Origin of the sequence: Streptomyces sp. NPDC001068, assembly GCF_042897315.1 — a bacterium.
GTDB lineage: Bacteria > Actinomycetota > Actinomycetes > Streptomycetales > Streptomycetaceae > Streptomyces.
Genome location: NZ_JBIAYD010000004.1, coordinates 205,790 through 223,244, shown reverse-complemented (window position 1 = coordinate 223,244; position 17,455 = coordinate 205,790). Strand labels below are relative to the sequence as shown.

Sequence of the window (17,455 nt, the reverse complement as noted above, 5' to 3'; positions counted from 1 at the left end):
CGCCGCACACACCAGTGCATCCCCCACGCAACCCATGCGGAAGGAGCCTCTGCGATGCAGGGCGACCCCGAGGTCATCGAATTCCTCAACGAGCAGCTCACGGGTGAGCTCACCGCGATCAACCAGTACTTCCTGCACGCGAAGATGCAGGAGAACTTCGGCTGGTACAAGCTCGCGAAGTACACCCGGCACGAGTCGTTCGACGAGATGAAGCACGCCGAGGTGCTCACCGACCGGATCCTGTTCCTGGAAGGGCTCCCCAACTACCAGCGGCTCTTCCACGTGCGGGTGGGGCAGACCGTCAAGGAGATGTTCGAGGCCGACAAGCAGGTCGAGGTGGAGGCCATCGACCGCCTCAAGCGCGGGATCAAGGTGATGCGCGACAAGGGCGACATCACGTCCGCGAACATCTTCGAGTCCATCCTGGAGGACGAGGAGCACCACATCGACTACCTCGACACCCAGCTGGACCTGGTGGACAAGCTCGGCGAGGCGCTCTACATCTCCCAGATCATCAACCAGCCCGAGAGCAGCTGAGCGGCCGGACCGCCGCAGCCGGGGCTAGGCCGCCTCGTCCAGCCCGTCGAGGGCGTCGACCTCGGCCAGCACCGGGCGGCCCTGGTCGGCCAGCTCACGGCGGGGGCAGGCGCCCCGGCCCAGGATGGCCTGGATCCGACGGACGCACGAACCGCAGTCCGTCCCCGCCTTGCAGGCGGACGCGATCTGGCGGGGGGTGCAGGCACCGTCCTCCGCGTGCTTCTTGACCTGCGCCTCGGTCACCCCGAAGCAGCTGCAGACGTACACGCGGATTCACCTCCCGCCGGGATCGATCAGTGGTGCCGTCCCGAGTACCGGTGAGGCAAACCTAACCTTACCCATCACCCGGGCGGCGCAAAAGTGGAGCGGGGCGCGGATCGCATGTGATCCACGCCCCACTTCGTGTCACCGTGCCGCCGGACCCACCGGCCCCGGCGTCACTGGTCCCGGTACATCTCCGCGACCAGGAACGCCAGGTCCAGGGACTGGCTGCGGTTCAGACGCGGGTCACAGGCCGTCTCGTAGCGCTGGTGCAGGTCGTCGACGAAGATCTCGTCACCGCCGCCCACGCACTCGGTGACGTCGTCGCCGGTGAGCTCGACGTGGATGCCACCCGGGTGGGTGCCCAGCGTCTTGTGCACCTCGAAGAAGCCCTTGACCTCGTCGAGCACGTCGTCGAAGCGGCGGGTCTTGTGTCCGGAGGCCGCCTCGAAGGTGTTGCCGTGCATCGGGTCGGTCACCCAGGCCACGGTCGCGCCCGAGGCGGTGACCTTCTCGACCAGCTCGGGAAGCTTGTCGCGGACCTTGTCCGCGCCCATCCGGACGACGAAGGTCAGCCGGCCCGGCTCGCGGTCCGGGTCGAGGCGGTCGATGTAGCGCAGCGCCTCCTCGGCCGTGGTCGTCGGACCGAGCTTGAGGCCGATCGGGTTGCGGATCTTCGAGGCGAACTCGATGTGCGCCCCGTCCATCTGCCGGGTGCGCTCACCGATCCACACCATGTGCGCCGAGACGTCGTAGAGCTTGCCGGTGCGGGAGTCGACCCTGGTCAGGGCGGACTCGTAGTCCAGCAGCAGCGCCTCGTGCGAGGAGAAGAACTCGACCGTCTTGAACTCCTCGGGCTCCGCGCCGCAGGCCCGCATGAAGTTCAGGGCGTTGTCGATCTCCCGGGCGAGCTGCTCGTAGCGCTGGCCCGACGGGGAGGACTTCACGAAGTCCTGGTTCCAGGCGTGCACCTGGCGCAGGTCCGCGTAACCGCCGGTGGTGAAGGCGCGCACCAGGTTCAGCGTGGAGGCGGACGCGTTGTACATCCGCTTCAGCCGCTCGGGGTCCGGGACGCGGGAGGACTCGTCGAACGCGAAGCCGTTGACGGAGTCGCCCCGGTAGGTCGGCAGCGTCACGCCGTCCCGGGTCTCGGTCGGCTTGGAGCGCGGCTTGGAGTACTGGCCGGCGATCCGGCCCACCTTCACCACGGGCACGGACGCCGCGTACGTGAGCACGGCACCCATCTGGAGCAGGGTCTTGAGCTTGCTGCGGATCTGGTCGGCCGACACCGCGTCGAAGGCCTCGGCGCAGTCGCCGCCCTGGAGGAGGAACGCCTCTCCCCTGGCGACGGCCGCCATCCGGTCGCGCAGCTGGTCGCACTCGCCCGCGAAGACGAGCGGCGGATACGACTCCAGCTCCGCGACGACTGCGCGCAGAGCCTCGGCGTCGGGGTACTCGGGCTGCTGCGCCGCGGGCAGGTCTCGCCAGGTGTTGCCAGCGCTCGTGCTGGTCTTAGCGTTCACTGTCACCCCGTAGACATTACGGGGTCGTGTCGCCTGATTTTTCCCTGGCTCGACTGATGAGACGCGGTGACTGTCCTGTGGACACGGCGTCGGGTGCGGTAGGGTTTCGGCATGTTCGCGCTTTCGAACCAGAACTGGTGGTGGACCGCTTCTCCGGCGGCCCACTGACTGCGCGTACGCAAGACTTCGCGAAGGCCGCCCGAGGGGCGGCCTTCGGCGTTTCCGGGGCCGCTCCTCTCCCACCTGCAAGGGACCGCAGAGGAATCATGAACCTGACCCGGCTGCTCCACGACGACCGCCCCTTCGCCCTGCTCCGCCGCCGCACCCCGGGCCACGACGAGAGCACGGTGGAGGTTCTGCTCGGCCCGGTCACCCCCCGTGACCGGCTGGCCGACCTGCCCGAGGAGGGGCTCGCCCTCATCCCCTTCCGCCAGATCCGCGAGCGCGGCTTCGACGTCCGCGACGACGGCACGCCCCTGCTGGTCCTCACCCCCGAGGAGACCCACACCCTGCCGCTGGCGGACGCCCTGGCCCAGCTGCCCGCGCACGCGGTGCGGGTCGAGGACGGGGGCTTCGACGTCGAGGACGAGGAGTACGCGGAGATCGTCGGCCGGGTGCTGCGCGAGGAGATCGGCCGGGGCGAGGGCGCGAACTTCGTGATCCGGCGGACGTACCGGGGACGGATCCCGGGCTTCGGCCGGGCCGACTCGCTGGCGCTGTTCCGGCGGCTCCTGGAGGGCGAGCGGGGCGCGTACTGGACGTTCGTGGTGCACACCGGGGACCGCACCCTGGTCGGCGCCAGTCCCGAGGTGCACGTCCGGATGTCCGGCGGCACGGTGGTCATGAACCCGATCAGCGGGACGTACCGCTATCCGGCCGAGGGGCCCACCCCGGAGCACCTGCTCGGCTTCCTCGCCGACGGCAAGGAGACCGAGGAGCTGTCGATGGTCGTCGACGAGGAGCTCAAGATGATGTGCACGGTGGGCGACATGGGGGGCGTGGTGGTCGGGCCCCGGCTCAAGGAGATGGCCCATCTCGCGCACACCGAGTACGAACTGCGCGGCCGGTCCTCGCTGGACGTGCGGGATGTCCTGAAGGAGACCATGTTCGCGGCGACCGTCACCGGCTCGCCGGTGCAGAACGCCTGCCGGGTGATCGAGCGCCACGAGCCCCTCGGCCAGGACGGGGTCGGGCGCGGCTACTACGCGGGGGCGCTGGCCCTGCTGGGCCGGGACTCCGGCGGCGCCCAGACCCTGGACTCGCCCATCCTGATCCGCACGGCGGACATCGGCGCGGACGGCGGGCTGCGGGTCCCGGTCGGCGCCACCCTGGTGCGCGGCTCGGACCCGGCGGGCGAGGTCGCCGAGACGCACGCGAAGGCGGCGGGGGTCCTCGCGGCCCTCGGGGTCCGGCCGGCCCGGCCGCTCGACGAGGGGGCGCGGCCCCGGCTGGCCGACGACCCACGGGTGCGGGCCGCGCTGGACGGGCGCCGGGCCGCTCTGGCGCCGTTCTGGCTGCGGATGCAGGAGCGGACCGGTGAGCTGGCCGGGCACGCGCTGGTGGTGGACGGCGAGGACACGTTCACGGCGATGCTCGCCCACGTGCTGCGGGCGGCCGGGCTGGACGTGACCGTGCGGCGCTACGACGAGCCGGGTCTGCGGGCGGCGGCGCTCGCCCACCAGGGGCCGTTGGTGCTCGGTCCGGGGCCCGGTGACCCGTGCGACCTGGACGATCCGAAGATGGGGTTCCTGCGCGAACTCACGGCGACCGTGATCCGGGAGCACCGGCACGGGGTGCTCGGCGTCTGCCTCGGGCACGAGCTGATCGCGGCCGAGCTGGGCCTGGAGATCGTGCGCAAGAGGGTGCCTCACCAGGGGGCGCAGACGACCGTCGACCTGTTCGGGCGGCCCGAGACGGTCGGCTTCTACAACAGTTTCGTGGCCCGCTGCGACGAGGAGGCGGCGCGGGAGCTGGCGGCGCACGGCGTGGAGGTGAGCCGGGCGGCCGACGACGAGGTGCACGCCCTGCGGGGACCGGGGTTCGCCGGGGTGCAGTTCCACCCGGAGTCGGTGCTCTCCCTCGACGGCGCGACCGTGGTGCGGGAGCTGATCGGGCAGATCCGCGGCACCGGCACGTTCGCCGGGCGGGGGCCGTCCCGGTAGCCCGGACGTCACCACACGGGCCGGGTCCCGTCCCGGCCCGTCGGCGAACCGTTCCGGGCGGGTGCGGCGCCGCACCCGCCCGGAACGGGACCCGGATCCGGACCCGGACCCCGGTCTCAGCCGAAGAACACCCCGACCTCTTCGTACAGCTTCGGGTCGACGGTCTTCAGCCGTGCCGTGGCCTCCGCGATCGGCACCCGCACGATGTCGGTGCCGCGCAGCGCGACCATCTTGCCGAAGTCCCCGTCGCGCACCGCGTCGATGGCGTGCAGACCGAAGCGGGTGGCCAGCCAGCGGTCGAAGGCGCTGGGCGTGCCGCCGCGCTGGATGTGCCCGAGGACGGTGGTGCGGGCCTCCTTGCCGGTGCGCTTCTCGATCTGCTTGGCCAGCCACTCGCCGACCCCGGAGAGCCGGACGTGCCCGAAGGAGTCCAGCGACTCGTCCTTGAGCACCATGTCGCCGTCCTTGGGCATGGCACCCTCGGCGACGACCACGATCGGGGCGTACGAGGCCTTGAAGCGGGAGGTGATCCAGGCGCACACCTGGTCGACGTCGAAGCGCTGTTCGGGGATGAGGATGACGTTGGCGCCGCCGGCCAGCCCCGAGTGCAGGGCGATCCAGCCGGCGTGCCGGCCCATCACCTCGCAGACCAGGACCCGCATGTGGGACTCGGCGGTGGTGTGCAGCCGGTCGATGGCCTCGGTGGCGATGCCGACCGCGGTGTCGAAACCGAAGGTGTAGTCGGTGGCGGACAGGTCGTTGTCGATGGTCTTCGGCACGCCGACGACGGGCACGCCGTACTCGTCGGTGAGCCGGGCGGCCACGCCCAGGGTGTCCTCGCCGCCGATCGCGATGAGCGCCTCGACCTCCTGCTTGGCGAGGTTGTCCTTGATGCGCCGGATGCCGTCCTCCTGCTTCAGCGGATTGGTCCGCGAGGAGCCGAGGATGGTGCCGCCGCGGGGCAGGATGCCGCGCACGGCGGGGATGTCGAGACGGATGGTGTCGCCTTCGAGGGGTCCGCGCCAGCCGTCCCGGAAGCCGACGAAGTCATAGCCGTACTCCTGCACGCCCTTGCGGACGACGCCCCGGATGACGGCGTTGAGCCCGGGGCAGTCGCCGCCTCCGGTCAGTACTCCGACCCGCATGGAAATGTCCCTTCGCCGCGGTTGCCTGGTGGGACTCACGCTAATGGTGATCCAGCTCACACAGGGATGGGCGCGGAAGGGCAATTCCGGTGAATTGTCGGGCGGTTGGTTTACGTTCGGCCCGCGAAGATCAGATCAGCCGCCTTCCGGACCGTCGTCCAGACCCTGCTCTATGGCGTACCGGACCAGTTCCACCCGGTTGTGCAGCTGGAGCTTTCCGAGGGTGTTCTGCACGTGGTTCTGGACCGTGCGGTGCGAGATGACCAGGCGTTCGGCGATCTGCTTGTAGCTCAGGCCCTTGGCGACCAGCCGCAGCACCTCGGTCTCGCGGTCCGTGAGCCGGGGCGTGTCCGGACCGCCCGCGTCCGCGGCCGGCGCCGGTTCGGAGGCCAGCCGGCGGTACTCGCCGAGGACCAGACCGGCCAGGCCCGGCGTGAACACCGGGTCGCCGACGGCGGTACGGCGCACCGCGTCGAGCAGTTCCTCGGTCGAGGCCGACTTCAGGAGGTAGCCGGTCGCGCCGGACTTCACCGCCTCCAGGACGTCCGCGTGCTCACCGCTCGCCGAGAGCACCAGCACGCGCAACGCCGGGTTGTGGCCGACGAGTTCCTTGCAGACCTGGACGCCGGGCTTCGCCGGCAGGTTGAGGTCCAGGACGAGGACGTCGGGCGCGGCGGCCTTGGCACGGCGCACCGCCTGTTCGCCGTCCCCCGCGGTGGCGACCACCTCCAGACCGGACTCGGCCAGATCGCGGGCGACCGCGTCACGCCACATCGGGTGGTCGTCGACCACCATGACCCTGATGCTCATCGCCGCTCCGCCTTCCCCGTGGAGTCCTTAGGTACCTTCAGCTCTACTTCCGTGCCCTGCCCGGGAGTCGAGCACAGCTCGGCGCTGCCGCCCAGGTCGCGCAGCCGCCCCCGGATCGACTGGGCCACCCCGAGCCGCCCCTCCCCCTCGGCCTGGGCGAGCCGGCCCTCCGGGATGCCGGGGCCGTCGTCCCGCACGGTCACCACGATCTCGTCGGGCTCGTCCTCGACCAGGATCCAGGCCCGCGCCCCGTCGCCCGCGTGCGTGCGCACATTGTCCAGGGCGGCACCGACGGCGGCCGCCAGCTCGCGGGCGGTGCCCGGCGCGAGCACCACCGGCGCACCGGGTTCGGCCAGACTCACCCGTGCTCCGGCGTACGGCGCGAGCAGCGCGCGCAGGTCGACGGGCCCGGCGCCGTCCGGCTCCTCCACGAGGCGTACCACCGCGCCCTCGGCCTCGTCCTCCGAGACCCGCGAGAGCGGTACCAGGCCACCGGAGACCAGGGTGCGCAGCGCCACCTCCTGCTCCCCCGCCATCCGGCCCAGCTCGGCCGCCTCGCCGCCGAGGACCGCACCGCGCCGCTGGACCATCGCCAGCACCTGGAGCACACCGTCGTGGATGTCGCGGGCCAGCCGCTCCCGCTCCCGGGTCGCCGCCTCGATCTCCAGGGCGCGGGCCAGGGTGCGCTCGGAGGCACGCGCCACCTCGACGACGTATCCGATGGCGATGGAGGCGACCCAGACCAGGATCACGTTGTGGATGGTGTCGCGGGCCGGGTGGCCGCGTTCGACGAGGTTGGCGGCGGCGACGGAGGTGGAGGCGAACGCGGCCCAGCGCCAGCCGCCCTTGAGGGCGTAGGCGAGGACCGAGCCTGCGGTCCATATCGACGGCAGGGTCGGGCCGCCGCGGTCGATGTGGCCCTGGGTGACCACCCAGGGGGTGAGCACGATGCCGGTGAGCGCGATCGCGAGGTCGACGGCGAGGAAGCGCTTGGTGCAGGCGGCCGCGTTCTGGACGCGCGGCAGGGTCGCCAGCGTCCAGACGGTCAGGACCACGTAGTAGGCGATGGCGACGCCCGGACGGTCGTAGTCGTCGTAGGCGGACGCGAACAGGCCGGTCGCGTACAGCAGGGTCAGCACGCGGTAGCCGGTGAGGGCACGCCACAGCGGCTGCTCGACCGACATGCGTACGACGCGTTCCCGCTTCGCCATCTCCCCCAGTCCCCCCTGGTACCGCTGATCCCGCCGGTCCCGCCGGATCCCCTGGACCCGGCTGTCCCCGTCCCGCCGACCCCGTGCCACCGGTCCCGTCCCACCGGTCCCGTGCCACCGGTCTAGGACTCGGCGGCCTTCTTCTCCGCCTTGGCGGCTTCCTTCGCCGCCTCCTTCTCGGCCTTGGCGGCCTCCGCGATCTGCCGCTTGGCGGCGGTCGCGTACATGTCGACGTACTCCTGACCGGAGAGCTTCATGATCTCGTACATGACCTCGTCGGTCACCGCCCGCAGCACGAACCGGTCGTGTTCCATGCCCTGGTAGCGGGCGAAGTCCAGCGGCCTGCCGATCCGGATGCCCGGACGCATCAGCTTGGGCATCACCTGCCCGGGCGGCTGGATCTTCTCCGTGTCGATCATGGCGACGGGGATGACGGGGGCGCCCGTCGCGAGCGCCACGCGCGCGAGGCCGCCGGGCTTGCCCCGGTAGAGCCGGCCGTCGGGCGATCGGGTGCCCTCCGGGTAGATGCCGAACAGCTCACCGCGCTCCAGCACGTCCATGCCGCTGCGCACCGCCGCCTCGCCCGCGCCGCGGCCGCCGGAGCGGTCCACCGGGAGCTGGCCGACCCCCTTGAAGAAGGCGGCCGTGAGGCGGCCCTTCACGCCGGGCGTGGTGAAGTACTCGGCCTTCGCGATGAAGGTGACCTTGCGGTCCAGCACCGCGGGCAGGAAGAACGAGTCCGAGAAGGACAGGTGGTTACTCGCCAGGATCGCCGGGCCCTCGGCCGGGACGTTCTCCAGACCCTCCACCCAGGGCCTGAAGGTGACCTTGAGCGGTCCCCCGATGGCGACCTTCATCGCGCCGTACAACAACCGAGTGCCTCCTGTTTCCGTCGATGAGACCTTAACCCGGAGTGCCGGGAATGGCCCCGACGACCCTGGTCGGTGTCAGTGCCGTCGCGTACGGTGAAACACATCCGAAGTCGTCTTTCGGGCCTCTCTCAGTTCCTGCCCGCTCTCATGAATTGGAGACCGAAGGTGCCGGTTCTTCCCGGAGCCGAGCCGTACCGCCATGACGGCGGGGAGGTCGGTGTCCTGCTCTGCCACGGTTTCACCGGTTCACCTCAGTCGCTGCGCCCCTGGGCGGAGCACCACGCGGCACACGACCTGACCGTGTCCCTTCCCCTGCTGCCGGGACACGGCACCCGCTGGGAGGACATGCAGGTCACCGGCTGGCAGGACTGGTACGCGGAGGTCGACCGCGAGCTGCGGCTGCTGCGCGAGCGCTGCTCCCAGGTGTTCGTGGCGGGCCTGTCCATGGGCGGCGCCCTCGGCCTGCGGCTGGCCGCGAAGAACGGCACCGGGGTGGACGGCGTGGTGGTCGTCAACCCGGCGAACAAGGTGCACGGGTTGTCCGCGTACGCCCTTCCGGTGGCCCGGCACCTCGTCCGTACGACGCCGGGCATCGCCAGCGACATCGCCAAGCCCGGTGCCGCCGAGGTGGGGTACGACCGGGTGCCGCTGCACGCCGCGCACTCGCTGCGGAACTTCTTCCGCCTGGTGGACGGCGAGCTGCCGAGGGTGACCCAGCCGCTGCTCCTGCTGCGCAGCACCGAGGACCACGTGGTTCCGGCGGTGGATTCGGCCCGGATCCTGAGCCGGGTGTCCTCCACGGACGTAACCCAGGTAGTGCTGGAACAGAGTTACCACGTGGCGACGTTGGACCATGATGCGGACCGGATCTTCGAGGAGAGCCTCGCCTTCATCGGCCGGCTCGCACCCAGTGTCGGCAAGGAAGGGACGGCCGCAGTTGGCTGAGCACGACTCCGACCGCGAGGACCGCGAGCCGGACGAGAAAGGGGTGCCCTTCGACGAGGCGGCCGCCTGGGCGGCCATCGTCGCGGGGTACGGCGACGAGCCGCCGGACCCGCCGGGCGCGAAGCCCTACAAGCCGGTGGAGGACCTGGCGCTGCCCCCCATGGAGGAGGACGCCCCCGAACCGGGAGCGGCCGAGGAGCAGCGGCCCGTACAGCCGCTGGGCAGCTCCGTCTCCTTCGCGCCCGGCGTGGGCCCGCGGGACTACACGGCGCCGGAGCCGGCCGAGGACGACTTCGACGATGACGACGAGGGGCACTTCGTGCCGCCCGAGCCGCCGCCGCTGCCGTCTTCGGACACCACCGCGAGGTTCGCCTGGCTGGGCGTGGTGGGCGGGCCGGTGCTGCTGCTGCTCGCCGTGCTGCTCGGCTGGGACATGACCTGGTGGCTGGCGACGCTGGGCATCGGCGGGTTCCTCGGTGGCTTCGCCACGCTGGTGACCCGGATGAAGACGGACGAAGAGGACGACGACCCGGGGCGCGGGGCCGTGGTCTGAGCCCCGCCACGAGCGCCCCGGCCCGGCCCGGACCGGAGCGGCCACGCCACGTCGGTGGCCGCTCCGGTTCAGGCCGCGGGCACGCGGAGTGCGGCCAGCACGGGCAGGTGGTCCGTGGCCCCGGCGAGGTCCGCCGCGGTGATCCCCGGCAGGTCCTGCGGCACCCCGCAGCCGAGCACCTCGACGCCCTTGGTCGCGAAGATCGCGTCGATGCGCTGGTGGGGGTCGGCGGAGCCGGAGGTGAGGTCGCCGCCCCAGGGCGCGGTGGTACGGCAGTCCTGGAAGGTGTCGGCCAGGCGGCGGAAGGTACGGCCGTCGGGCCGGTCGTTCAGGTCGCCGCCCGCGACGGCGTGCTCCACACCCATCCCGGCGACCCGGTCGAGCAGCATGCCGCCCTGCTCGTAGCGCTCCTCCTGCTGGAGGCTGAGGTGGAAGCTGGCGACGCCGAGACGGGCCCCGCCGAACCGGACGACGGCCGTCGCGAAGCCGCGGCGGTGCAGGCCGGGGGTGAGGGGCAGGAGCACGTCCTCGGTGCGCTCGACGGTCGCGCGCAGGTCGCACAGCACTGCCGGGCCGGCCGCGGTCGCACCGCCGGTGAGGATCACCAGGTCGGAGGCGGCGGCGAGGCGGGCGAGCTTCTTGCGCCAGCGGAAGAACCGGGGGGCTTCCTGGACGAGGACCAGGTCGGGGGCGCAGGCCCTGATGACCCGGGCCAGGGCCTGGGTGTCGTCGCGCATGGAGCGGATGTTGTAGCTGAGGACGCGGATGACGGCGGAACCGTCGGACTCTGTGTGGGAGTTGGGTAGCGGCGCCATGTGGATCAACTGTACGCGGCGGGGGGACGGACCGCGCCCCCCATGGCGCGGGGCGCGGGGTCGGTGCGCGGCCGCCGGCTGTGTACGGCTGGTCGCGCGCTTCCCCGCGCCCCTTGGGAGTTGCGGTTGCCGCTTCCCGGAGGTCCGGGGCGTCACATGATGGGGTCGGGCTCCCTCGCCAGGTCGGCCGCGCCCACCAGGCCGGCGTCGTTGCCCAGCTGGGCGGCGATGACCTCGGCCACCGGGCGCCAGTTGCCGCCCACCAGCCAGCGCTTGTAGGACTTGCGGATGGGGTCCAGGACCAGTTCGCCCTCGTCGGAGAGGCCGCCGCCGACGATGAAGGCGGAGGGGTCGAAGAGGGAGGCCAGGTCGGCGAGGCCGGCGCCGGCCCACCGCGCCAGCTCGCGGTAGGAGTCGACGGCGACCGGGTCGCCCTGGCGGGCGGCCATGGAGATGTGCTTGCCCTCGATGCCGTCGGGGCTGCCGTCGCCGAGGGCGAGCAGGATCTCGGCGGCCTCGGGGGTGGCGTTGGCACGCTGCTTGGCGTAGCGGACGAGGGCGCGGCCGGAGGCGTACTGCTCCCAGCAGCCCTGCGAGCCGCAGCCGCACAGCAGTCCGTCCGGGACCATGCGGATGTGACCGAACTCGGCGGCGACGCCGAAGTGGCCGCGGCGCAGCTTGTTTCCGATGATGATGCCGCCGCCGAGGCCGGTGCCGAGCGTGATGCAGATGACGTTGCGGTGGCCCTTGCCGGCGCCGAACTTGTACTCGCCCCAGGCGGCGGCGTTGGCGTCGTTCTCCACGACCACCGGGAGGCCGACGCGGGCCTCGACCTCCTCCTTCAACGGCTCCTGGCGCCAGTCGATGTTGGGCGCGAAGTAGACCGTGGAGCGCTGCCGGTTCACGTAGCCGGCGGCACCGATGCCCACGCCGACGATCTCGTGTCCGGCGCGCGCACCCTCCACGGCGGAAGCAATGGCGTCCACGATGCCCTCGGGCGTACCCGGGGTCGGCACCTTGTGGGTCGAGAGGATGTTGCCTTCCTCATCGACCACGCCGGCCGCGATCTTCGTGCCGCCGATGTCGACGCCGATGGTGAGTCCCATGAATCCCTCAGTTTCGGTCGAACCCCGCTACGGCCAACCGTACCCGAGGCCCTGCCGTCGGGTTCCCGTCGTCCGCCCGTAGGGCGTGCCAGGGTCCGCCCGGCCGGGGGCACCCTTCTTGCCCCGGGCGGTGCGGGAGGAATCCCGACGGCGGCTCCTCAGGGGCTGTCAGTCGAGATCGATGCGTTCGCCGGGGCCGGGGTCGTCGCCCTTGTCGCGGTCGCCGGCGGTCCAGCGGGTCTCCTGGGCCTGGACCGCGGAGCGGTAGGCGGCGAGGAGTTCGCCGCCGGCCGCGGCCAGGTGGTCGAAGACGTCGGGGTTGCGCTCTATGACGGGCTCGACGGCGTTCTTCGCCTGCTGCACGACCTGCCGGACCACCTGCTGGGCGGCGGGCCCGGCGACCGCCCCGAGGAGCGGGGTCTGGATGCCGGCGAGCTTGTCGGCGACGGCGTCGACGAGCTTGCGCAGTTCCTCGGCGGCCGACCCCGGGGGCGGGCCGTACTGGGTGCGGCGGCGGGCCTTCTCCGCCGCCAGGTCCTCCGCGCAGGCCGTGGCCCAGGCGTCGGCGTCGGAGACCCGTACGTCGTCGGCGGCCTCGGAGGCGTCGGCTGTGGGGCGCTCATCGCTCATGACGGACTCCTGACTGCGTTTCGTCCCTACGACGTTACCCGAACGGGCGTAGCGGATTCACGGTCAGCGCGGCCACAGATCCGGGTCCGGCGCGAAGCGCAGCCGAAGCCCGCCGTCGCGCAGCGCGGCCCCGGCGACCGTGCAGCGGCGCAGGGCCGACGGCAGCGCGACGATCCGGCGGAAGCCGCCGACCGTGATCACGAGTTCGTCGCCGCGCCGGACGAGGTCGAGGCCGTCCCGTATCGCGCCGGGCAGCGGGATGTGCCAGACCAGGACGCCGTCCTCCTCGATATGGTCGGCGACGGGCCACTCGACCGGTGCGGGCGCGGAGTTGACGCCGGGCACGGCGAGCGCGGCGAGGTCCTCGGCGCCGCGCGGGTCGTGCCCGAGGTGCGGCACGGCGCGGACCTCGAACGTCTCGGCCCACTCGGCGAGCGCCTTGCGCTGCTGGGCGACGAGACCGTGCAGCGGGGTGTCCTCGGGCAGCACGCGGTTGGCGACGAGGGTCTCGGTGCGCAGGCCGCGCAGGGCGAGGCCGAGGCGGGCGCCGCGGACGGCGTCGGCGCCGGCCGGACCGGGTTCGGCGACCATGCGCACGGTGGTGTGCCGGTCGGCGAGGACGGCCTCCACCGCGGCCAGCTCGACGTCCCAGCGGGCGGCCGTCTCGTACAGCCAGTCCGCGGGCATGGGGACGCCGGCCAGCCGGCCGAGGACGGGGCGCAGGGCGCGGGCCGCCTGGCGCTCGGGCGGCAGCAGCCGGCGCAGGTAGCGGCGGAGTTCCTCGGGGAGGGCGAGCAGGGCGAGGGCGTGCGGGGCGGCTGGGAGGTCCACGACCAGCAGGTCGTACCGCTCGCAGAGGGCGGCGTCGCGCAGGGCGCGCAGCAGGGACAGTTCCTCGGCGCCGGGCAGCGGGGTGAGTTCCTCGGCGTCGAGCCGGGAGGCGCCGAGGAGGTCGAGGACGTTCGAGGCGCGCGTCTGGAAGGCGGTGAGGTCCTCGCGGAAGCGGGCGGTGGCGTCGGGGCGCCAGGCCGTGAGGGTGGGGGTGAGGCGAGTGGGCTCCGGTCCTGTCGCGGCGCCCAGGGCGGCGCCGAGGGTGTCCGTGCGGTCGGCGCTCAGCACGAGGGTGGGGGTGCCCTCGGCGGCGGCGTGCAGGGCGGTGGCCGCGGCGACGGTGGTGCGGCCGCTGCCGCCGGGCCCGGTGATCAGGATGGTGCGCATGGGGGTGAACCGTAACGGACGTGCGGGCGAGCCCTCGCGGTGGCGGCCGTCGGGGGGTGTCCTCACCGGCGGGCGCGCGGGTGCGGGCGGGGTGGCACGGTGCGGCCGGCTCGACCGCGACGCCCCCGGCGGGGTGCCGGGGTCACTCCCGCGGCGCGCCCCCGCGTCACTTCTCCCCCGACTCGACCCTCTTCTTCAGTCCCGCCAGCGCCCGGTCGATGATGACCTTCTCGGCCTTGCGCTTGATCATGCCCAGCATCGGGATCTTGACGTCCACCGTCAGCGAGTACGTGACCTCGGTCGAACCCGCGCCCGCCGGCTTCAGGAGGTAGGAGCCGTCCAGGGAGCGGAGCATCTGGGACTTCACCAGCGTCCAGGAGACCTCGCTGTCGCTGGCCCACGTGTACCCGAGGACCTGGTCGTCCTTGATCGCACCGGCGTCCATCACCAGGCGGACCTGTTCGGCCCGGCCCCGGGCGTCGGTCTTGAGCACCTCCGCCTCCTTCACCTCACCGGTCCAGTCCGGGTAGCGGGCGAAGTCGGCGATGACCGCCATGACGTCGGCCGGGGCCGCCTCGATCGTGATGCTCGAGCTGGTGTGTTCCGCCATCGCCGTGGCTCCTCCAGATGCGGGCCGGTAAGAAGAGGGTCGCCGCACGCGTGCGCACGCGTGTGCAGCGTGAAGGCTACCGCGCGCCCGACCAGCCGACTTCACCCCCTGTCCGGGGCGGTCACCATTCCAGCGCCCAGGGCCGTCCCGCGCTCGCGAAGTGCCCCACGTTCACGCACTCGGTGGCCCCGATCCGCATCCGCTTCACCAGCGGCTGGTGGACGTGTCCGAAGAGCGAGTAACGCGGCCGGGTGCGCCTGATGGCGTCGAGCAGCGCCCGGCTGCCGCGTTCGAAACGGCGCGCCACCGTGTCGTAGACCAGCTCCGGCACCTCGGGCGGGATGTGCGTGCAGAGCACGTCGACCTCGCCGAGCGCCTCGATCTTGGCCGCGTACTCGTCGTCGGAGACTTCGTAGGGGGTGCGCATCGGCGTCCGCAGTCCGCCGCCCACGAAGCCGAAGACCCGTCCGCCGATCTCCACCCGCTGGCCGTCGAGGACGGTGGTGCCCGTCCGGGCGTACTCCGGCCACAGCGGCGGGATGTCGACATTGCCGTAGGTGGCGTACGTCGGCGTCGGGAACGCGGCGAACATCTCGGCGTACTGCTTGCGCACCGCCTTCTCGATGGCGGTCGCCCGGTCCATGCCGATCCCGCCCCACAGCCGGGCCCCGAGTTCCCGGGCCTCCTCGAACCGGCGGGCGGTGCGGAGTTCGACGAGGCGGTCGGCGTTCTCGACGCCGAACAGGTCGGGGAAGATGCCGCGCGAGTGGTCGGCGTAGTCGAGGAACAGGACCAGGTCGCCGAGGCAGATCAGGGCGTCGGCGCCGTCGCCGGCCCGGGCCAGGTCGCGGGCGTTGCCGTGCACGTCGCTGACCACGTGGACGCGGGTCCTGCGGTTGCCGGAGGGTGTGGCTGCCATGGTGATCAAGCGTAGGCCTGTGCGGCAAACGTGAACAGGCGGTGGCCGGACCTGCGGTTACTGGTCAGTCACTAAAGCCGTGGACTACCGTACGCGAAGGAACACCCAACCTGTGTGACGCACCGAACATCTCGCCGTGACCCCCTGTCCTAGAAGCCATACCGGCGGGTAACGTCCGGGCAGTCCAGTCGTGCTCAGGAATTCAACCAACGGATCATGTGGCCCGTGGCGAAGCCCTGAGTACCTGCCCGAGCCTTGGACCGCACCGTCGCATCGCACAACGTCGTGGCGCCGGCGCCCTATGAGGAGCAGCAGTCTTGCGCGAGTTCAGCCTTCCGGCTTTGTACGAGGTCCCCGCGGACGGCAATCTGACCGACATCGTCCGCAGAAACGCCGCGCAGCACCCGGATGTCGCCGTCATGGCCCGCAAGGTCGCAGGCGTCTGGCAGGACGTGACCGCGACCACCTTCCTGACCGAGGTGCACGCGGCCGCCAAGGGCCTCATCGCCTCCGGCGTGCAGCCGGGCGACAGGGTCGGCCTGATGTCCCGCACCCGTTACGAGTGGACGCTCCTCGACTTCGCGATCTGGTGCGCCGGCGCGGTCACGGTGCCGGTGTACGAGACCAGCTCTCCGGAGCAGGTGCAGTGGATCCTCAGCGACTCCGGCGCGACCGCCTGCGTGGTCGAACTCGACACCCACGCGGCCGCCGTCGAGTCGGTGCGCGAGACGCTGCCGGCCCTCAAGCAGGTCTGGCAGATCGAGGCCGGCGGCCTGGAGGAGCTGGGCCGGCTCGGCCAGGGCGTCACGGACGCGACCGTCGAGGAGCGCAGCTCGCAGGCGAAGGCCGACGACCCGGCGACCATCGTCTACACCTCGGGGACGACGGGCCGCCCCAAGGGCTGCGTCCTGACCCACCGCAACTTCTTCGCCGAGTGCGGCAACATCGTGGAGCGGCTGCGCCCGCTGTTCCGCACCGGCGAGTGCAGCGTCCTCCTCTTCCTGCCGCTCGCCCACGTCTTCGGCCGGCTCGTGCAGATCGCCCCGATGATGGCGCCGATCAAGCTGGGCTGCGTCCCGGACATCAAGAACCTCACCGACGAACTGGCCGCGTTCCGGCCGACGCTGGTCCTCGGCGTCCCGCGGGTCTTCGAGAAGGTCTACAACTCGGCGCGCGCCAAGGCGCAGGCGGACGGCAAGGGCAAGATCTTCGACAAGGCCGCGGACACCGCGATCGCGTACAGCAAGGCGCTGGACACGCCGTCGGGCGCGTCCCTCGGCCTGAGGATCAAGCACCGGACCTTCGACAAGCTCGTCTACAGCAAGCTGCGCGCGGTGCTCGGCGGCCGGGGCGAGTACGCCATCTCCGGCGGCGCCCCGCTCGGCGAGCGCCTCGGCCACTTCTTCCGCGGCATCGGCTTCACGGTCCTGGAGGGCTACGGCCTGACCGAGTCCTGTGCCGCGACCGCGTTCAACCCCTGGGACCGGCAGAAGATCGGCACGGTCGGTCAGCCGCTGCCCGGCTCGGTGGTGCGCATCGCGGACGACGGCGAGGTGCTGCTGCACGGCGAGCACCTGTTCCGGGAGTACTGGAACAACCCCGGCGCGACCGCCGAGGCGCTGGCCGACGGCTGGTTCCACACCGGCGACATCGGCACCCTGGACGAGGACGGCTACCTCAGGATCACCGGCCGCAAGAAGGAGATCATCGTCACCGCGGGCGGCAAGAACGTCGCCCCGGCCGTGATCGAGGACCGCATCCGCGCGCACGCGCTGGTCGCGGAGTGCATGGTGGTGGGCGACGGACGGCCGTTCGTGGGCGCGCTGGTCACCATCGACGAGGAGTTCCTCGGCCGCTGGGCGGCCGACCACGGCAAGCCGGTCGGTGCCACCGCGGCGTCGCTGCGTGACGACCCGGATCTGATCGCGGCGATCCAGGACGCCGTCGACGACGGCAACGCCGCGGTGTCGAAGGCGGAATCGGTGCGGAAGTTCCGCATTCTGTCCTCCCAGTTCTCGGAGGAGTCGGGCCACCTGACGCCGTCCCTGAAGCTCAAGCGCAACGTGGTGGCGAAGGACCACTCGGCCGAGATCGAGGCCATCTACCAGAAGTAGAGCGGCCGTCGGTCCTGCCGCCCG

The 17,455-nt window shown here is 71.9% G+C and carries 18 protein-coding genes; 6 read left to right on the top strand and 12 right to left on the bottom strand.

Features of this window, described 5'->3' with window-relative positions:
* Positions 1-54: 54 nt before the first annotated feature.
* Entirely contained in the window at positions 55-537 is a 483-nt protein-coding gene (gene bfr / locus ACFY3I_RS13270) for a bacterioferritin (RefSeq protein ID WP_365283029.1), read from the top strand.
* A gap of 24 nt (positions 538-561) precedes the next feature.
* On the opposite strand, the gene ACFY3I_RS13265 is transcribed toward bfr, so the two are convergent.
* Both ACFY3I_RS13265 and ACFY3I_RS13260 read right to left on the bottom strand, forming a co-directional pair.
* Positions 562-804 carry a (2Fe-2S)-binding protein gene (locus ACFY3I_RS13265; RefSeq protein WP_365283027.1) on the bottom strand — a complete coding sequence of 81 codons (243 nt, stop codon included), beginning with the start codon at positions 802-804 and terminating at the stop codon, positions 562-564.
* 170 nt (positions 805-974) lie between these two features.
* The gene (locus ACFY3I_RS13260; RefSeq protein ID WP_365283026.1) at positions 975-2,327 is read right to left on the bottom strand and encodes a class II 3-deoxy-7-phosphoheptulonate synthase; all 1,353 of its coding nucleotides are present in this window, start codon (positions 2,325-2,327) and stop codon (positions 975-977) included.
* 105 nt (positions 2,328-2,432) lie between these two features.
* Here ACFY3I_RS13260 and ACFY3I_RS13255 point away from each other — a divergent pair, with 105 nt between their 5' ends.
* On the top strand, positions 2,433-2,489 hold the full coding sequence (locus ACFY3I_RS13255) for a trp operon leader peptide (RefSeq protein ID WP_111582571.1): 57 nt from the start codon (positions 2,433-2,435) through the stop codon (positions 2,487-2,489).
* Between the two features lie 98 nt (positions 2,490-2,587).
* On the top strand, positions 2,588-4,483 hold the full coding sequence (locus tag ACFY3I_RS13250) for an anthranilate synthase family protein (protein WP_390860636.1): 1,896 nt from the start codon (positions 2,588-2,590) through the stop codon (positions 4,481-4,483).
* Positions 4,484-4,599: 116 nt separating this feature from the next.
* Here ACFY3I_RS13250 and ACFY3I_RS13245 read toward each other — a convergent pair whose 3' ends face one another.
* The 4 genes from ACFY3I_RS13245 to ACFY3I_RS13230 form a co-directional block, all read right to left on the bottom strand.
* Positions 4,600-5,628: a 6-phosphofructokinase gene (locus ACFY3I_RS13245; RefSeq protein ID WP_365295487.1), complete on the bottom strand. Its 1,029-nt coding sequence runs from the start codon at positions 5,626-5,628 to the stop codon at positions 4,600-4,602.
* A 135-nt stretch (positions 5,629-5,763) separates the two neighbouring features.
* Positions 5,764-6,438 carry a response regulator transcription factor gene (locus ACFY3I_RS13240; protein ID WP_365295489.1) on the bottom strand — a complete coding sequence of 225 codons (675 nt, stop codon included), beginning with the start codon at positions 6,436-6,438 and terminating at the stop codon, positions 5,764-5,766.
* Positions 6,435-7,649, bottom strand: coding sequence for a MacS family sensor histidine kinase (gene macS, locus ACFY3I_RS13235; protein WP_365295491.1), 1,215 nt, complete (start codon positions 7,647-7,649; stop codon positions 6,435-6,437). Before macS ends, ACFY3I_RS13240 begins: the two co-directional genes overlap by 4 nt.
* Positions 7,650-7,771: 122 nt before the next feature.
* Positions 7,772-8,506: a lysophospholipid acyltransferase family protein gene (locus tag ACFY3I_RS13230; protein ID WP_390860635.1), complete on the bottom strand. Its 735-nt coding sequence runs from the start codon at positions 8,504-8,506 to the stop codon at positions 7,772-7,774.
* Between the two features lie 180 nt (positions 8,507-8,686).
* On the opposite strand from ACFY3I_RS13230, the gene ACFY3I_RS13225 reads away from it, so the two are divergent.
* Together ACFY3I_RS13225 and ACFY3I_RS13220 are read left to right on the top strand one after the other, a co-directional pair.
* Positions 8,687-9,466: an alpha/beta hydrolase gene (locus ACFY3I_RS13225; protein ID WP_390860634.1), complete on the top strand. Its 780-nt coding sequence runs from the start codon at positions 8,687-8,689 to the stop codon at positions 9,464-9,466.
* A complete protein-coding gene (locus tag ACFY3I_RS13220) occupies positions 9,459-10,019 on the top strand; it encodes a hypothetical protein (RefSeq protein WP_365295496.1) in 561 nt (186 codons plus the stop codon). The genes ACFY3I_RS13225 and ACFY3I_RS13220 overlap by 8 nt, the downstream gene beginning before the upstream one ends.
* 68 nt (positions 10,020-10,087) lie before the next feature.
* Here ACFY3I_RS13220 and ACFY3I_RS13215 read toward each other — a convergent pair whose 3' ends face one another.
* From ACFY3I_RS13215 to ACFY3I_RS13190, 6 genes are all read right to left on the bottom strand, one after another.
* Complete coding sequence (locus ACFY3I_RS13215) at positions 10,088-10,834, bottom strand: endonuclease/exonuclease/phosphatase family protein (protein WP_365295498.1); 747 nt, start codon at positions 10,832-10,834, stop codon at positions 10,088-10,090.
* Between the two features lie 152 nt (positions 10,835-10,986).
* Positions 10,987-11,940, bottom strand: a complete 954-nt coding sequence (locus tag ACFY3I_RS13210) for an ROK family glucokinase (RefSeq protein WP_365295500.1) — start codon at positions 11,938-11,940, stop codon at positions 10,987-10,989.
* A 168-nt stretch (positions 11,941-12,108) separates the two neighbouring features.
* Entirely contained in the window at positions 12,109-12,570 is a 462-nt protein-coding gene (locus ACFY3I_RS13205) for a DUF5304 domain-containing protein (RefSeq protein ID WP_390860633.1), read from the bottom strand.
* 63 nt (positions 12,571-12,633) lie between these two features.
* Positions 12,634-13,788, bottom strand: a complete 1,155-nt coding sequence (locus tag ACFY3I_RS13200; RefSeq protein ID WP_390860632.1) for an ArsA family ATPase — start codon at positions 13,786-13,788, stop codon at positions 12,634-12,636.
* A 166-nt stretch (positions 13,789-13,954) separates the two neighbouring features.
* The gene (locus ACFY3I_RS13195) at positions 13,955-14,398 is read right to left on the bottom strand and encodes an SRPBCC family protein (RefSeq protein WP_390860631.1); all 444 of its coding nucleotides are present in this window, start codon (positions 14,396-14,398) and stop codon (positions 13,955-13,957) included.
* A gap of 121 nt (positions 14,399-14,519) precedes the next feature.
* Positions 14,520-15,317 (bottom strand): metallophosphoesterase, encoded by a 798-nt coding sequence (locus ACFY3I_RS13190; RefSeq protein ID WP_390860630.1) that lies wholly within the window; start codon positions 15,315-15,317, stop codon positions 14,520-14,522.
* A gap of 317 nt (positions 15,318-15,634) precedes the next feature.
* Between ACFY3I_RS13190 and ACFY3I_RS13185 the strand changes: the two genes are divergently transcribed.
* Entirely contained in the window at positions 15,635-17,431 is a 1,797-nt protein-coding gene (locus ACFY3I_RS13185) for an AMP-dependent synthetase/ligase (RefSeq protein ID WP_390860629.1), read from the top strand.
* Positions 17,432-17,455: the final 24 nt, after the last annotated feature.

What these genes read in the sequence shown, in the direction of transcription:
- ACFY3I_RS13230 (WP_390860635.1), bottom strand. Translation starts at nt 8,506, where the DNA reads ATGAAGGTCGCCATCGGGGGACCGCTCAAGGTCACCTTCAGGCCCTGG.
- ACFY3I_RS13200 (WP_390860632.1), bottom strand. Translation starts at nt 13,788, where the DNA reads ATGCGCACCATCCTGATCACCGGGCCCGGCGGCAGCGGCCGCACCACC.
- ACFY3I_RS13250 (WP_390860636.1), top strand. Translation starts at nt 2,588, where the DNA reads ATGAACCTGACCCGGCTGCTCCACGACGACCGCCCCTTCGCCCTGCTC.
- bfr (WP_365283029.1), top strand. Translation starts at nt 55, where the DNA reads ATGCAGGGCGACCCCGAGGTCATCGAATTCCTCAACGAGCAGCTCACG.
- ACFY3I_RS13240 (WP_365295489.1), bottom strand. Translation starts at nt 6,438, where the DNA reads ATGAGCATCAGGGTCATGGTGGTCGACGACCACCCGATGTGGCGTGAC.
- macS (WP_365295491.1), bottom strand. Translation starts at nt 7,649, where the DNA reads ATGGCGAAGCGGGAACGCGTCGTACGCATGTCGGTCGAGCAGCCGCTG.
- ACFY3I_RS13195 (WP_390860631.1), bottom strand. Translation starts at nt 14,398, where the DNA reads ATGGCGGAACACACCAGCTCGAGCATCACGATCGAGGCGGCCCCGGCC.
- ACFY3I_RS13205 (WP_390860633.1), bottom strand. Translation starts at nt 12,570, where the DNA reads ATGAGCGATGAGCGCCCCACAGCCGACGCCTCCGAGGCCGCCGACGAC.
- ACFY3I_RS13210 (WP_365295500.1), bottom strand. Translation starts at nt 11,940, where the DNA reads ATGGGACTCACCATCGGCGTCGACATCGGCGGCACGAAGATCGCGGCC.
- ACFY3I_RS13245 (WP_365295487.1), bottom strand. Translation starts at nt 5,628, where the DNA reads ATGCGGGTCGGAGTACTGACCGGAGGCGGCGACTGCCCCGGGCTCAAC.
- ACFY3I_RS13190 (WP_390860630.1), bottom strand. Translation starts at nt 15,317, where the DNA reads ATGGCAGCCACACCCTCCGGCAACCGCAGGACCCGCGTCCACGTGGTC.
- ACFY3I_RS13215 (WP_365295498.1), bottom strand. Translation starts at nt 10,834, where the DNA reads ATGGCGCCGCTACCCAACTCCCACACAGAGTCCGACGGTTCCGCCGTC.